This is a genomic window from Azotobacter chroococcum, from assembly GCF_002220155.1.
Lineage (GTDB): Bacteria > Pseudomonadota > Gammaproteobacteria > Pseudomonadales > Pseudomonadaceae > Azotobacter > Azotobacter chroococcum.
This window is the reverse complement of sequence record NZ_CP011836.1, coordinates 246,180-260,661: the sequence shown is the minus strand read 5'-3', so window position 1 is coordinate 260,661 and position 14,482 is coordinate 246,180. Positions and strand designations below refer to the sequence as shown.

Annotated in this window: 12 protein-coding genes, 3 pseudogenes and 1 other annotated feature; of the genes and pseudogenes, 8 read left to right on the top strand and 7 right to left on the bottom strand. The window is 61.2% G+C overall.

The annotated features are described in order from the left end of the window. Positions 1-50: 50 nt before the first annotated feature. Positions 51-230: pseudogene (locus ACG10_RS24630) on the top strand (zinc ribbon domain-containing protein); the annotation flags it as partial. A 157-nt stretch (positions 231-387) separates the two neighbouring features. On the opposite strand, the gene ACG10_RS22610 reads toward ACG10_RS24630, so the two are convergent. Next, the gene (locus ACG10_RS22610; protein ID WP_089170120.1) at positions 388-1,260 is read right to left on the bottom strand and encodes a LysR family transcriptional regulator; all 873 of its coding nucleotides are present in this window, start codon (positions 1,258-1,260) and stop codon (positions 388-390) included. 130 nt (positions 1,261-1,390) lie between these two features. On the opposite strand from ACG10_RS22610, the gene ACG10_RS22605 reads away from it, so the two are divergent. After that, complete coding sequence (locus ACG10_RS22605; RefSeq protein ID WP_089170002.1) at positions 1,391-2,617, top strand: YbfB/YjiJ family MFS transporter; 1,227 nt, start codon at positions 1,391-1,393, stop codon at positions 2,615-2,617. Positions 2,618-2,952: 335 nt separating this feature from the next. Here the strand turns inward: ACG10_RS22605 and ACG10_RS22600 are convergent, their stop codons facing one another. The 3 genes from ACG10_RS22600 to ACG10_RS22590 form a co-directional block, all read right to left on the bottom strand. Further along, the gene (locus ACG10_RS22600) at positions 2,953-3,225 is read right to left on the bottom strand and encodes an HU family DNA-binding protein (RefSeq protein WP_040107271.1); all 273 of its coding nucleotides are present in this window, start codon (positions 3,223-3,225) and stop codon (positions 2,953-2,955) included. A gap of 131 nt (positions 3,226-3,356) precedes the next feature. Then, entirely contained in the window at positions 3,357-3,560 is a 204-nt protein-coding gene (locus ACG10_RS22595) for a hypothetical protein (protein ID WP_089170001.1), read from the bottom strand. Between the two features lie 21 nt (positions 3,561-3,581). Next, entirely contained in the window at positions 3,582-3,836 is a 255-nt protein-coding gene (locus tag ACG10_RS22590) for a hypothetical protein (protein ID WP_089170000.1), read from the bottom strand. A 272-nt stretch (positions 3,837-4,108) separates the two neighbouring features. Between ACG10_RS22590 and ACG10_RS24950 the strand changes: the two genes are divergently transcribed. Further along, the gene (locus tag ACG10_RS24950) at positions 4,109-4,471 is read left to right on the top strand and encodes a transposase (protein ID WP_157731520.1); all 363 of its coding nucleotides are present in this window, start codon (positions 4,109-4,111) and stop codon (positions 4,469-4,471) included. Next, a complete protein-coding gene (locus ACG10_RS24945) occupies positions 4,384-4,683 on the top strand; it encodes a transposase (RefSeq protein WP_408608451.1) in 300 nt (99 codons plus the stop codon). Before ACG10_RS24950 ends, ACG10_RS24945 begins: the two co-directional genes overlap by 88 nt. Here ACG10_RS24945 and ACG10_RS22580 read toward each other — a convergent pair whose 3' ends face one another. The 3 genes and pseudogenes from ACG10_RS22580 to ACG10_RS22570 form a co-directional block, all read right to left on the bottom strand. Then, complete coding sequence (locus tag ACG10_RS22580; protein WP_157731516.1) at positions 4,684-5,499, bottom strand: IS5 family transposase; 816 nt, start codon at positions 5,497-5,499, stop codon at positions 4,684-4,686. It lies immediately after the preceding gene. A gap of 170 nt (positions 5,500-5,669) precedes the next feature. Further along, positions 5,670-6,374, bottom strand: coding sequence for a trehalose operon repressor (gene treR / locus ACG10_RS22575; RefSeq protein WP_089170118.1), 705 nt, complete (start codon positions 6,372-6,374; stop codon positions 5,670-5,672). A gap of 125 nt (positions 6,375-6,499) precedes the next feature. After that, positions 6,500-7,693: pseudogene (locus ACG10_RS22570) on the bottom strand (IS3 family transposase). After that, positions 7,300-7,415 (bottom strand) — a sequence feature (AL1L pseudoknot). (Overlaps the previous pseudogene by 116 nt.) Before the next feature lie 217 nt (positions 7,694-7,910). On the opposite strand from ACG10_RS22570, the gene treP reads away from it, so the two are divergent. From treP to ptsP, 4 genes and pseudogenes are all read left to right on the top strand, one after another. Then, positions 7,911-9,353 carry a PTS system trehalose-specific EIIBC component gene (gene treP / locus ACG10_RS22565; protein WP_089170117.1) on the top strand — a complete coding sequence of 481 codons (1,443 nt, stop codon included), beginning with the start codon at positions 7,911-7,913 and terminating at the stop codon, positions 9,351-9,353. A 136-nt stretch (positions 9,354-9,489) separates the two neighbouring features. Beyond that, entirely contained in the window at positions 9,490-11,139 is a 1,650-nt protein-coding gene (gene treC / locus ACG10_RS22560) for an alpha,alpha-phosphotrehalase (protein ID WP_089170116.1), read from the top strand. A 225-nt stretch (positions 11,140-11,364) separates the two neighbouring features. After that, positions 11,365-11,862: pseudogene (locus tag ACG10_RS22555) on the top strand (carbohydrate porin); the annotation flags it as partial. A 71-nt stretch (positions 11,863-11,933) separates the two neighbouring features. Further along, entirely contained in the window at positions 11,934-14,480 is a 2,547-nt protein-coding gene (gene ptsP / locus ACG10_RS22550) for a phosphoenolpyruvate--protein phosphotransferase (protein ID WP_089170115.1), read from the top strand. Positions 14,481-14,482: the final 2 nt, after the last annotated feature.

The following is a 14,482-nucleotide window of genomic DNA, read 5'->3' as shown; positions in this document are numbered from 1 at the left end:
GACCGCCTCATCAAGGCCTCGAAAGGCAAAAGACCTTGAAAGGGGGGGCCTCCCAAGCCTGTTCGAATTGTGGCTGTCTGCCCGATTCGAGGCCGAAAGGTATCGCAGGACTTGGAGTAAGGGAGTGGACTTGCAGTGAGTGTGGTGTCACTCACGACCGCGATGTGAACGCGGCCAGGAACATTCTCGCGGCCGGGCATGGCCGTCCAGTAGTGAGAATCCCCTTCCTTTCCGCCCTTGGGCGGCGAGCGTCAGCGAGAGGGAGGGGAGGATGTCAAGCGCTGAAGTGTTGAAGTTAATGCGTATTGAAGCAACCGAGCACTCACGCAAAGCCAGCCGATATTTTCTGCCTCGATCCGGTATAGCTGGCAGCCGGGTGACGAAGGCTCAGCCGGATACTGCAGCGAATGCTTTGGCGATGATGTCGATGACCGCACGGACCCTGGCGGTATGGCGCACGTCCTTGTGGGTCACCAGCCAGATGTCATAGGGCGGGCATGCGCGTGCGGGCCACAGACGCACCAGGCCGTCGGCCGCGCCGAACGGTAGCGGGATCTCGCCGATGCCCAGGCCGTTGACCAGCGCGCGGCGTACCAGCAAGCCGGAGGTGCAGGTCATGGCGATGCGGCCATGGGTGATCGGTTCGGACCCCAGCGTCACCTCCTTGCCGCTGTCCAGATACGGCTGATAGAGCACCAGGTCATGCCCGGCGAACGCCGTGCCGGGCTCGGGCACACCGCGGGCTTGCACGTAGTCCGCCGAGGCGAAGATGGCACTGCTCCAGCGCGCGACGCGGCGCACGATCAGATCGGGATTCTCCGGCTTGAGGGTGCGCACCGCGATGTCCGCTTCGCGCTTGCTCAGGTTGAGCATCTGGGTCGAGGCCTGCAGTTGCACCTCGATGCCGGGCTGCGCCTGGTGCAGGCGGGCGATCGCCGGGATGACGACATCGATGGCGAACGAGTCGGTGGTGGTGACCCGCACCACGCCGCTCATGCGGTCATCCATGCCGAGGATCTGTCGTTGCAGCTCGGCGGCCGAGGACTCCATGTTCAGCGCTGCGGCCATCGCCACTTCGCCAGCGGCCGTCAGGCTGTAACCGCCGGAGGTGCGCAGGAACAGGGTGGCACCCAAAGCGTGCTCCAGGGAGGCCAGACGGCGCCCGACGGTGGCCTGGTCGACGCCCAGCGCCCGGGCCGCGCCCCGCAAGGTCTGCTCGCGGCACAGGGCGAGAAAGATCCGCGTATCGTCCCAATTCATGTCGATCCCCCTGTGATGCAAATCTGCATCTGTACGAATGAAACTCGCTGCATTATTTCACTGCTCAGCGCTTCTATGATTCCCCCCATCGCTACCGAACGGCGCTTCTCGACAGACGCAAGGGGTCATCATGAATGCCGAATGCTCCAGCCTCACGGCCAACCGCACCTCCCCATGGCTACCGATCTGGGCCGGCCTGTGCGCCAGCCTGGTCGGCATCGGCCTCGCCCGCTTCGCCTACACCCCCCTGGTGTCCGCGCTGATCGACGCGCACTGGTTCTCCCCGTCGGCAGTGGTCTACCTGGGGGCGGCCAATCTCGCCGGCTACCTCATCGGAGCGCTGGGAGGACGGCCGCTCGCCGCCCGCGGGTCGAGCACCGGGGTGCTGCGCGCCATGATGGTACTGGTGGCCCTGTCGTTCTTCGCCTGCACCGTACCGCTGTCCATGGCCTGGTTTTTCGGCTGGCGGCTGCTGTCCGGCATCGCCGGCGGAGTGATCATGGTGCTCGCGGCAAGCGCCATCCTGCCGCATGTCGCGCCGAACCGTCGCGGCCTGGCCAGCGGCGCGATCTTCCTCGGCGTCGGCCTGGGCATCGCCGGCTCGGGCAGCCTGGTGCCGTTCCTGCTCTCCTTCGGCCTGTCGCAGGCCTGGCTGGGTCTGGGCGGGGTGGCGCTGCTGCTGACCGCCACCAGTTGGTTCGGCTGGCCTCAGGAGAGCCCGCATGCGCCGGCCAGCTCGAGCGCCGCCGACGTGCGTGGCTCGGCGGGCCTCTACGTGCTGTTCGCCCAGTACGCCCTGATGGCCGCCGGCCTGGTGGCGCCGATGATGTTCCTGGTCGATTACGTCAGCCGCGGCCTCGGCGCCGGCAGCCACAGCGGCGCGCTGATCTGGACGCTGTACGGGGTGGGCGCCATCGCCGGGCCGGTGGTATATGGTTTCCTGGCCGACCACTGGGGCGCGCGCTCGGCGATCCGCCTGGTGCTGCTGGCCCAGGCCGGTGCTCTCGCGGTACTGGCGACGGTCGCCGACCTGCGCCTGCTGGCCGTCGCGGCGCTGGTGATAGGGTCGTTTCCGCCCGGCATCGTGCCGCTGGCGCTGGCCCGCGTACATCAGCTGGTTGCCGACCACCACCGGCAGAACGCCACCTGGAGCCGTGCCACCGTGTCCTTCGCGAGCTTCCAGGCCCTGGCCGGCTACGCCTATTCGGCGCTGTTCTCCGCCAGCCACGGCCAGTACGCGCTGCTGTTTTCCGTCGCCATGGGCGCCATTGGCCTGGCCCTTGCCTTGGATCTGCTGCTGGTGTTCAAGGAAATCTTCCGCCCCTCCACTGGAGCCGACGTGGCACCGGAGCCATAAGAGGGCGTTCTGCCGCCGTTTTCCGGCCTCACCCTTGTTTCCACGTCAGTCCGGAGCCAATGGTGCACCGGTGCTCGCCCCCTACCGAATCGAGCCGAAAAATATCGGCTCGGTTTATCGGGCCACATGCATGCTTCAATACGCATTGGCTTCAATGCTTCATTACTTCAACGCGTGAGCGCTTCAACACTTCAATATCATGGGGTCGCAGCCAGAGTGGTAACCGACCTTTCTCGCCCGCCTGGCCCTTTCTGTTCAAGCCCGCCCTTCCCATCCAGGGATGGATGTCCCCGGTTGGGCGCCAGCACTCAATGCAGGGTTATGCCGGCAGGGAGTCAGTTCAGGGCGTCTTTCAGGCCCTTGCCTGGCTTGAAGCCCGGCAGCTTGGCGGCAGCGATCTGGATCGCGGCCCCGGTCTGCGGGTTACGACCTTCGCGGGCGGCGCGCTCCTTCACCTCGAAGGTGCCGAAACCAACCAGGGCGACATTCTCGCCCTGTTGCAAGGTGCTGGTGATAGCAGCGGTGAAGGCGTCCACTACCGCGGTGGCAGTCGTTTTTGGCAGATCCGCAGAGGCAGCAACGGCGGCGATCAGCTCAGCTTTGTTCATTATTCAATCCAGGTTGGAATTCGGCCCGCGAGTATAACCGGACAGGAAAGCGTCTTCTCGCAGACGTGAAAGCGAGCCTTCCCATCCAAGGCTGACTCCCCTCCCGGAGGGCGCCAGCGATCAATACATAATCACGACACCGACCCCATCAGGCTCACGGCACGGTGCCAGTGCTGGATCGCGTCGGCGAGCCGCTGCTCCCGTGTTCTCTTGGTGAACTCGACCAGATCGAGCGGAGCAGTACCTTTGTGCCCAAGGAAATCCAGGGCGAAATCGATTGCTCCATATTGGCTCTGGCGGGGGACCTGGCCGAAGACCACAGCACGATCGCACAACTCGAAGCTCCCCCACTGCTGTTAGGCATCCCGATAAATCCAGCAGATATTTTCCGCCTCGACTCGGTAGGGAGCGAGCAGCTTGCAGACATAGCCTGCGAACGACAACGCACCATCGGCGACGGTGATCTCAGTGCCGAGGTCGACCAGCATGGCCACTGCTTTGCGCTGGCGCTTCCAGATGAAGGCATCGGCCGTTGGGTCCTTGAGCGATTCCAGCACCGGGCCGGCCAGCGAGTAGAGTTTCAGGTAGGTGTGGAGTTGATTGGGGTTCATCGGGTGACCTCCTGGTAGTGGCGCATTCAGGATGCCAATAGCCGGGAAAATCCCAACCTGGCCATCAATCAACGCTTCAAATCAAACGCCCACGATCTCGCCGGCGGGCCACCAAGCGCCAGCTTGGGATTTCCTTAGCCCGCGATACCTTGAGTTTGTACCTGCTGCCGCGAGCCCAATGGCAATGCCGGAGCAGCATGTTAGGTTCCGTTGACGTAAGCCCATCGTTGAAACTGTGGCTTTTGCCATGACTGACAGAAGCCGTCTGAGCGATACCAACCCCAAGCCTGCCGAGCACCACGAAGGGCATTCGGCTGACCCGTACGTACCCTCGGCTGTCGCCGCTTTGTCGAGGGGGGCTCTGGATACTGCGCAGCGGCGCTCAATGGCGGATGCTGCCTCGCTGCTTCGGCTCATGGAACAGTGTTTTCAAGCGCTTTGCCCGCTGGGGTCGACTCGGCGTCTGGGACCGGCTTCACTCGGTATTGATCCGGAACGCCGGCCTTCAGCACGTCTGTATCGACAGTTCCATCGTTCGTGCCCATGCCTGTGCAGCCGGGGCGGTCAAAGCACAGCCGCCCAGGAGGCGCTGGGGCGTTCGCGAGGGGGCTTTGGTAGCAAGATCCATGTGCTGACCGATGCGTTGGGGTTGTCGATTCGTTTTATCCTGATGCCAGGCCAGGCGGCCGATATCACCCAGGCAATCCCTCTCATGGCGGGGATCGCTACGTCGGCAGTGCTAGCGGACAAAGACTATGATGCCAACCGGCTTCTCGCATGGCTGAAGGGACACCAGATCCAGGCCGTCATTCCACTAGAGCCTGTTATTAACCCGTTCGTTTCTTGATCAGTCTGGTGCTGCCAAGGCCTTGAGAGCAGTCGGCAACATCAGGCAAACAAAGGCTATGAAGTGAAAGCCTGCCAGCGTCGAGGCCAGCCGCTCGTAGTCCCGACTCAGCCGTCTGAAGCGGGCCATCCAGCCGAAGCTGCGCTCGACCACCCAGCGACGGGGTAGCAGGACGAAGCCTTTCTTCGCTTGCGTGTGTTTGATCACTTCCAGCCGGATGCCATGCGCCTCTGCCTGTCGGGCCGCCGACTCGCCACTGTAGCCCTGATCGACGAAGGCAATCTCCACCGACTCCCCCGTCACCCGCTGCACCTGTTCAGCAAGGGCTGCCACCTGGGCGCGGTCCTGTTCGTTGGCGGGCGTCACCTGCAGGGCGAGCAGTTGCCCCAGCGTATCCACGGCCATATGCACCTTCGAGCCCTTGCGGCGTTTGGCCCCGTCATAGCCGGCCCGTGCGCCGCTTTCCGGCGTCGATTGCAGGGTGCGGCTGTCGAGGATCACGGCGCTGGGCTGGGCCTTGCGCTTGTTGGCCACCCGGATCAACTCGCGCAAATCATGCAGCAGTTCTTCGAAGACGCCGGCCTCGATCCAGCGTCGGGTCTGCTGATACACCACCTGCCAGGGCGGCAGATCATGCGGCATCTGCCGCCAGAGCAGACCGCCGCGGGCGATGTAGCGCAGGGCATTGAAGACCTCGCGCAAGCTGTGGACGCGATGGGCGGAGGATTCGGGCATCAGCGCCAGATAGGGGGCCACGAAGGCCCACTCCTCATCGCTGACATCGGTGGGGTAGGGTTTTCGGGTTATCGTCTGCATAACTGCAAACGATAACCAAAGCAGTGGTTAATAACAGGCTCTAGGGACGATTCAATTCGATTGATCATCAAGTGGTTGTGGGATCTAAAGATCGACTCTCGTAAAACGTCGAAGGCACCTGTGGTGCTCTCCGGCGGTTTTGACCTGCCTGTGTCTGGTTTCTCGGCGTTTCAGCGCCTAGCCACATCCGAGAAATAGAACTTGTCCAGGGTGTGCCGCGACTCGGTGTACTCGAACTGCCGCCCATCCTGCAGAAAAGTCTGGTTACTGACCACGATCACATGGCTTTGGCCCTCAAGGTCCAGGTGCTGCTGGTCGTCCTTGCTTCGCGGGACGGCTTCGATGGTTCGTTGTGCGTAGCTGATCTGTAGCTGCAGCACCTGTTCGATGAAGGCATAGATCGAGTGTTCGGCGATTTCGCGATCAAGTCCCGGAACCAACTCGGCGACGAAGTGGTTGATGTCGAGGATGACCCGTTTGCCGTCGATTCGACGTACCCGCTTGATCCGCGTGATCAGGCTGCCTTCTTCGGCTTTGAGGTGTTCGAGCAGGGCGCCTTCGAGCGGTATCTGGCTGAACTCCACCACTTCGGTGCTGACGTCGTCGCCCAGCCGTGGGTAGGCTTCCTGGAAGCTGACGATGCCGCCGAGCTGGAATTCGATCGGGGGGGACGACAGCACGAAGGTGCCTTTGCCATGGACTTTTTGTGCGAAGCCGCGCTCCTGCAATTGTTCGATGGCCTTGCGCACGGTGCCGCGGCTGGTCTGGTAGCTGTCCATCAACTCGGTTTCGGAGGGCAGACGGGCACCGCGCTCCAGACGTTTGGTAGTGATGCTGGCAAGCAGATCGCTGTAGATCTGGTTGTATTTGCTCATGGGAATGGCTCAATGCCGGGTTGTGCTCAAGTCGGGAACCTTAGGGCGCGCGTGACGATTTGTCTATTGTGCACAGATGACGGGGTTGAACCGCCCCGGGAATCTCGGAGGCTCTTTGGTGTGAGTCATGCCGCCAAGGCTGACTCGTCGAGTTGTCGATAATACGTCGCTTCAGCTTCCGCCGGCGGGATGTTGCCGATCGGTTCCAGCAGTCGACGATGGTTGTACCAGTCCACCCAGGTCAGCGTGGCCAGCTCCACGGCCTCGCGGTTCTTCCAGGACTGGCGATGAATCACCTCCGCCTTGTACAAGCCATTGATCGTCTCGGCCAGGGCGTTGTCGTACGAGTCACCCACACTGCCCACCGACGGCTCGATGCCAGCCTCTGCCAGGCGCTCCGTATAGCGGATCGAGACATACTGCACCCCTCTGTCACTGTGATGGATCAGCCCGCCCTGTACCGGCTGACGGGCATACAGCGCCTGCTCCAGGACATCCAGCACGAAGTCGGTACGTGCCGAACTGGAGACCTTCCAGCCGACGATCCGCCGGGCGAAGACGTCGATGACGAAGGCCACGTAGACGAAGCCCTGCCAGGTCGACACATAGGTGAAATCCGATACCCACAATGCATTCGGCCGGCTGGCCTGGAACTGGCGATTGACATGATCCCGCGGGCACGGTGTCGCGCGGTCGCTGACCGTGGTTCGAGGCGTCCCAATCTGCGCATCAGCCGCTCGGCCGTGCAGCGCGCCACCTCGAAGCCTTCCCGGCGCAGCTGCCTCCAGAGCTTGCGCGCGCCATAGACCTGAAAATTTTCGTTCCAGACACGCTGACCATGCTCGCAGAGCAGTTCATCCCGGCGTGCTCGGGCTGACTGCCGTGCAGGGACGATTTTCCGGGCCACATGCTCATAGTAGGTCGACGGGGCAACGGCAGTACCTTGCAGATCGGCTCGACTCCGTAGACTTGGCGGTGATCGTCGATGAAAGCCTTCATCGCTTGAAGCGGCGGTCGAGCTCCGCCTGGGCAAAATACGCCGAGGCCTTGCGCAGGATCTCGTTGGCCTGGCGCAGCTTACGCACCTCCCGCTCGAGCGCCTTGATCCGTTCACGCTCGGGCGTCGTCTGCCCCTCACGAAGTCCGGTATCTCGTTCGGCCTGCCTTACCCAGCGGCGCAGCGTTTCGGCCGTGCAACCGATCTTCGCCGCGATGGAGTGGATCGCCGCCCACTGCGACTCGTGCTCGTCCTGATGCTCGAGCACCATGCGAACCGCCCGTTGCCGGACTTCAGGGGAGTACTTCGTTGCTGTCTTCATGGCTCCATCCTCTCAAAGGTTGGAGCCTCCGGGAAACCCGGGGCGGTTCAGGGTCGCCCTGGACGTCGGAAATGTCGCCATTTGTCTGGTCGTGGATAAGTAAAGTCAAACTCGTCTATACGAGTTGTTGATTTAACTCGTATAGACGAGTATTTTTCACTTCGGCATGCTGCCAATAACACTCTCCAAAAACAAAAGTCCCAAAAGGATAAAAAGCATGAGCCATGATTATTCGGCAATCGCTAGCGAGCTGCTGCACAGCCTTGGTGGCAGCGACAACCTTGAACAGGCCGCGCATTGCGTCACGCGTCTGCGCCTGGCCCTCAAAGACCCGGATCTAGTCGACAGCGCGACGCTGAACCAGATCGATCTGGTCAAAGGCTCGTTCTTCACCGGCGGCCTGTTCCAGGTGGTCATTGGCCCCGGCGAAGTAGAGAAGGTCTACGCCGCGTTGCGCCAGCAGACTGGTCTTACTGCCTTGACCATTGCCGACGTGACGCAAAAGGGCGCCGACAAGACCAATGCCATGCAACGGCTGGTGCGGGTGTTCTCTGATGTGTTCATGCCGATCCTGCCGGCGCTGATCATTGCCGGCCTGCTGATGGGCGTGAACAATCTGATTGGCGCCAAGGGCATGTTCATCGCGGGCAAGACTCTGCTTGAGGCCTATCCGACGCTGGATGGCGTCTGGAGCCTAATCAACCTGATGGCCAACACCTCGTTCGTATTCCTTCCGGCACTGGTCGGCTGGTCGGCGGCGAAGCGCTTTGGCGGCAGTGAAATCCTTGGCATCGTGCTGGGCTTGATGCTGGTTCACCCGGATTTGCTGAACGCCTGGAGCTACGGCAAGGCTGTGGCCGGTCTGGAGGGTCAGAGCCTGCCGTACTTCGATATTTTTGGTTGGTTCAAGATCGAGAAGGTCGGTTACCAGGGGCAAATCCTACCTATCCTGCTGGCGGCCTACATCATGAGCGTCATCGAAAAATGGCTGCGCGCGCGAGTGCCGAACGCCATTCAACTGCTGGTGGTGCCGATTACCACGATCGTCGTGACCGGGGTCTTGGCGCTGGCTGTGATCGGCCCGGTGACCCGCCATCTGGGGATTCTGATCACTGAAGGCGTGGTGACCTTGTTCGACCTGGCGCCGATGGTCGGTGGGTCGATTTTCGGTCTGCTCTTTGCGCCGCTGGTGATCACCGGCATGCACCACATGTTCCTCGCGGTGGACCTGCAGTTGATCTCGACCCAGAGCGGTACGTTCATCTGGCCGATGATTGTCATGTCCAACCTTGCCCAGGGTAGCGCCGCGCTGGCTGTGTTCTACATGACCCGTAATGCGCGGGATAAAAGCATGGCCTCAACCTCGGCGATTTCCGCCTATTTCGGCATCACCGAACCGGCCATGTTCGGCGTCAACCTGCGCTACAAGTATCCGTTCTACACCGCCCTAGCCGGCTCGGCGCTGGGCTGCATGTTCTTGTCGCTGAACAAGATCCAGGCCTCGGCGATTGGCGTCGGCGGCTTGCCCAGTTTTGTCTCGATCATTCCGCAGTTCATTCCGATGTTCATGGTCGGGATGGTCATCGCCATGGTTGTACCGTTCGTTTTGACCTGTGGCTTGACCATGAAGATCGTTAGACCGGGTTACCGCGTTGCCTGACAGATCGCTTTCGCGAGTAAGCCAAGTCCGCTCCCACAGTTGACCGCATTCCAATGTGGGAGCGGGTCGGACGGCGTTCCGATGCTCGCGAAGAGGTTCTCAGAGCCAGTACAAAACCAATTGAAGGAGTTGCGCCATGCAAGACTGGAAGTGTTCGGTGATCTACCAGATCTACCCGAAGAGTTTTCACAGCCACGCCGGCAACCCCACGGGCGATCTGCTCGGGGTGGTGGCCAAGCTCGATTACCTGCAATGGCTGGGTGTCGATTATCTGTGGATCACCCCGTTCCTGCGTTCGCCGCAGCGCGACAACGGCTACGACATTAGTGACTACTACGCCATCGATCCGAGCTACGGGACCATGGCTGACTGCGAGTTGCTGATCGCCGAGGCCGGTAAGCGTGGGATCAAGTTGATGCTCGATATCGTGGTTAACCACACTTCCACCGAGCACATCTGGTTTCAGCAGGCGTGCAGCAGCCTCGATAACCCGTACCGCGACTTCTACATCTGGCGCGATCAACCGAACAACTGGGAATCCAAGTTCGGCGGTTCGGCCTGGGAGTACGAGGCGCAAACCGGGCAATACTTTTTGCACCTGTTCGACCACACTCAGGCCGACCTGAACTGGGACAACCCACGGGTGCGCGCTGAAGTGTTCAAGATGATGCGCTTCTGGCGTGACAAGGGCGTGGGTGGTTTCCGGCTGGACGTGATCAACCTGATTTCCAAGCCAGCAGACTTTCCCGAGGATGCCAGCGATGGTCGGCGCTTTTATACCGACGGCCCGCACGTCCACGAATACTTGCAGCAAATGCACCGCGAAGTCTTCGAAGGCCATGACCTGATCAGCGTGGGCGAGATGTCCTCCACCAGCCTTGAGCACTGTATCCGTTATTCGCGGCCCGACTCGAAAGAGCTATCAATGACCTTCAATTTTCATCATTTGAAGGTTGATTATCCGAACCTGCAAAAATGGATTCGCGCCGATTTCGATTTCCTCGAACTCAAGCGTATTTTCTCCGACTGGCAGACTGGGATGCAGGCCGGTGGCGGCTGGAACGCGTTATTTTGGTGCAACCATGACCAGCCGCGAGTTGTATCGCGGTTTGGCGATGACGGCGAATACCGTGTGGTTTCGGCGAAAATGCTCGGCACCGCGCTGCACTTTTTGCAGGGCACGCCGTTCATCTATCAGGGTGAAGAGTTGGGCATGACCAATCCGGGGCTTGAACATATCGCGCAGTACCGCGATGTCGAGACCCTGAACATCTATCGCCTCAAGCAGGAAGCGGGCGAGCCAGAGGCGGCGATCATGGCAGCGATCATGCAGAAGTCCCGCGACAACGGGCGTACGCCCATGCACTGGAATGCCCTGTTGAACGCCGGTTTTAGCAGTGCCGAGCCGTGGATCGGCGTGCCCGCCAACGCCGCGCAGATTAATGTCGAAAACCAGCTCGACGATACAACTTCGGTGCTGCACCACTATCGCCAGTTGGTTGCCTTGCGCCGCCGCGAGCCGCTGATTCAGGATGGCGTGTATCGCCAGATCTTGCCCACGCATCCGCAGGTCTGGGTATATCTGCGTGAAGGTGAGGGCGAGCGTCTATTGGTGGTGAATAACTTCTATGGCTCAGCCTGTGAAATCGAGTTGCCGGAAGGGGTGATCGACGATAGCCGCTTGCAACGTCTGGTGATCAGCAACTACTCCGATTGCGAGCCGCGCAATCGGCAGCTGTTCCTGCGGCCTTACGAGTCGTTCGTTCTGCACTTGAGCGACCACTAACAACACCGCTTCCCCGCAGGCTGTGATCGTTTGATCTTTGCACCCACACTGGAGCTTAAAGATTGCAGGCTTCGCCAGCTCCTGCAGGAATTGTTTTGCCCGCAAATAAACTCAAGACAATAAAAGATAATGGGATGGCTCTTGAAAGCAACAATAAATCACTGCCTTGCAGCATCCAGCGTGTGCCTGGTATTGCCGTTCTCGGCCCAGGCGTTGGAGTTCGCCGAACTGGCGCTGCCATATGGCGAAGGGCCCGGTACCGGGCTGGGCTATACCGGCGATGTGGGGCTGGACGACAGCAACAAGAACTACCGGCTGGTGGAGTTCTTCAATTGGCAAGTGACGCCGCGTTTTAGTGGTCAGGTCGAAGCGATCTATCAGAAGGACATCCGCCCGGACGGTAACGGCCAGAACTGGATTTCCTTAGGCGTTCGCCCTGCATATGCGATCACCGAGCAATTCAAGTTGGTGACTGAGCTGGGTCACGATCAGGTCGAGGCCCCAGGCGGTACGCGCAAGTTGAGCAAATTCACCTTTGCCCTGACCTGGTCACCAAAAGGCCCGGGTTTCTGGGAACGTCCCGAGGTGCGTTTGTATTACATCTATGCCAGCTGGAACGAGGCGGCCAAGCGTGCGGCCAATGAACTGGCACAAGGTTCGGCGTTGTCCGATACCGGCGCGTTCGGCACGGCGCTGCATGGTGCGAACGTCGGATTGCAGGTGGTGGAAATAAGCGATGCTGTTGGAGCTCGCGCTCCATCGGCACTTCAAAGAACAAAACCGCAGGTGAAGTCATGACCATAACCCAACCATTGCAATTGCTGGCGCCGCTGTCCGGGGTGCTGGTGTCACTTGATCATGTACCGGACCCGGTATTCAGCAGTCGGACGATTGGCGACGGCCTGTGCATCGATCCGACCTCGCAGACCCTGTGTGCGCCGTTGGCCGGTGTGGTCAGCAACCTTCAACACAGTGGCCATGCGGTCAGCATCACCGATGAGCGCGGTGTGCAAGTGTTGCTGCACATTGGTCTGGACACTGTGAATCTGGCGGGGAAGGGATTTAGCGCCTTGGTTGAGCAGGGCCAGCATGTCGAGGCCGGGCAGCCGTTGATCGAGTTCGATGCCGACTATATTGCCCTGCATGCCCGCAGCCTGTTGACCTTGATGCTGGTGGTCAGCGGCGAGCCTTTCAGTCTGCTGGCACCGGATAATGGACGGGTGGCCTGTGCCCAGCCCGTGTTGCGCCTGAGCCTTGGCGATTCGCGGGCCAATGTGGCTCAGGAGGAGGGCGAGGCGCTGTTCTCCAAACCGGTCACTCTGCCCAACGTCAATGGTCTGCACGCACGGCCAGCGGCCATCTTTGCGCAGGCGGCGAAGGGTTTTGCGGCGAGCATTCACCTGCACAAGCAGCAGGATCGCGCCAACGCTAAGTCGCTGGTGGCGATCATGGCGTTACAGACGGCCCACGGCGATACGCTACAGATCAGTGCGGTGGGTGAAGATGCCGAATTGGCAATCAGCACGTTGACCCAATTATTGGTGGACGGCTGCGGTGAGGCAGTTGCGCCGGTTGCCGTCGTCGCGCCGGTGGTTCAGCCGGCGGAGCTGTCGAGCAAGCTGTTGCGCGGCGTCTGTGCTTCGGCGGGGTCGGCCTTCGGGCAGGTGGTGCAGGTGGCGGAGAGCACTCTGGAGATACCGGAGCTTGCGGCGGATCAAGGCGTGGAACGTGCGGCGCTGGAACGTGCGCTGAGCAATGCGACGCTGGCCCTGCAACGCTTGCGTGACACGGCGGCCAGCGAGACTCAGGCGGACATCTTCAAGGCGCATCAGGAGTTGCTGGAAGACCCGAGCCTGTTGGAGCAAGCCAAAGACCTGATCGCGGAGGGCAAGAGTGCGGCGTTTGCCTGGAACCGAGCCACTGAAACCACTGCTACGCTGTTCAAGACACAGGGCAGCACACTGTTGGCCGAGCGGGCGTTGGACCTGCTGGATGTCGGCCAGCGTGTGCTCAAGCTGATTCTCGGGGTGCCGGACGGTATCTGGGCGTTGCCGGATCAGGCGATTTTGATTGCCGAACAATTGACGCCATCGCAGACTGCTGCTCTGGATACCAGCAAGGTGCTGGGGTTTGCCACCGTAAGCGGCGGGGCCACCAGCCATGTGGCGATCCTCGCCCGAGCCTTGGGGTTGCCGGCGGTATGTGGTTTGCCGGTGCAGGCGCTGTCGCTGGCCAATGGCACTCAGGTGCTGCTCGATGCGGACAAGGGTGAGCTGCATCTGGAGCCGGATCCGTTGGCGATCGAACAGCTACACGCCAAACGCCAGCAGCAACAGCAGCGGCATCAGCGCGAACTTGAGCAGGCTTCGCTGGCGGCCTGTACCCGTGATGGCCATCACTTTGAGGTGACGGCCAACGTCGCCTCGCTACTTGAGGCCGAACAGGCGATGGCGCTAGGCGGTGAGGGGGTGGGGCTGCTGCGTTCGGAGTTTCTTTATCTGGAACGCAACACTGCGCCCAGCCATACCGAGCAAGCGGAGACCTACTGCGCCATTGCCCGGACCCTTGGGCCAGAGCGCAATCTGGTGGTGCGCACACTGGATGTTGGCGGCGACAAACCGCTGGCCTACGTGCCAATGGACAGCGAGGAAAATCCGTTTCTGGGGATGCGCGGGATTCGCTTGTGTCTGGAGCGCCCGCAGCTGCTGCGTGAGCAGTTCCGGGCCATTTTAAGTAGCGCAGGGTTGGCCCGTCTGCACATCATGCTGCCGATGGTCAGCCAGTTGTCGGAGTTGCGCCTGGCGCGGCAGATGCTGGAAGAGGAGGCGTTGAGCCTCGGGCTCAAGGAGTTGCCGAAGCTGGGCATCATGATCGAAGTCCCGTCTGCGGCTTTGCTGGCCGATCTGTTTGCCCCCGAGGTGGATTTCTTCTCCATCGGTACCAACGACCTGACCCAATACACCCTGGCCATGGACCGTGATCACCCGCGTTTGGCCAGTCAGGCCGACAGTTTTCATCCCTCGGTGCTGCGCTTGATCGCCAGTACCGTGAAGGCCGCCCATGCCCATGGCAAGTGGGTCGGGGTGTGTGGCGCGCTGGCGTCGGAGACCCTGGCGGTGCCGCTGTTGCTGGGGCTGAGGGTGGATGAGTTGTCGGTCAGCGTGCCGCTGATTCCAGCGATCAAGGCCGCGATTCGCGAGGTCGAGCTCAGCGACTGCCAGGCCATCGCCCATCAGGTGCTCGGGCTGGAAAGCGCTGAGCAGGTCCGTGAGGCCTTGGCTTTGCAGCAACAGGCGATGGTTGAAACGGCGCTCGAAACCACCCCGGTGTTGGAGAACTGAAC

Excerpts from the sequence above, each read along its gene's own strand:
- ACG10_RS22610 (WP_089170120.1), bottom strand. The coding sequence starts at position 1,260 with ATGAATTGGGACGATACGCGGATCTTTCTCGCCCTGTGCCGCGAGCAG.
- ACG10_RS22605 (WP_089170002.1), top strand. The coding sequence starts at position 1,391 with ATGAATGCCGAATGCTCCAGCCTCACGGCCAACCGCACCTCCCCATGG.
- ACG10_RS22600 (WP_040107271.1), bottom strand. The coding sequence starts at position 3,225 with ATGAACAAAGCTGAGCTGATCGCCGCCGTTGCTGCCTCTGCGGATCTG.
- ACG10_RS22590 (WP_089170000.1), bottom strand. The coding sequence starts at position 3,836 with ATGAACCCCAATCAACTCCACACCTACCTGAAACTCTACTCGCTGGCC.
- ACG10_RS22580 (WP_157731516.1), bottom strand. The coding sequence starts at position 5,499 with ATGCAGACGATAACCCGAAAACCCTACCCCACCGATGTCAGCGATGAG.
- treR (WP_089170118.1), bottom strand. The coding sequence starts at position 6,374 with ATGAGCAAATACAACCAGATCTACAGCGATCTGCTTGCCAGCATCACT.
- treP (WP_089170117.1), top strand. The coding sequence starts at position 7,911 with ATGAGCCATGATTATTCGGCAATCGCTAGCGAGCTGCTGCACAGCCTT.
- treC (WP_089170116.1), top strand. The coding sequence starts at position 9,490 with ATGCAAGACTGGAAGTGTTCGGTGATCTACCAGATCTACCCGAAGAGT.
- ptsP (WP_089170115.1), top strand. The coding sequence starts at position 11,934 with ATGACCATAACCCAACCATTGCAATTGCTGGCGCCGCTGTCCGGGGTG.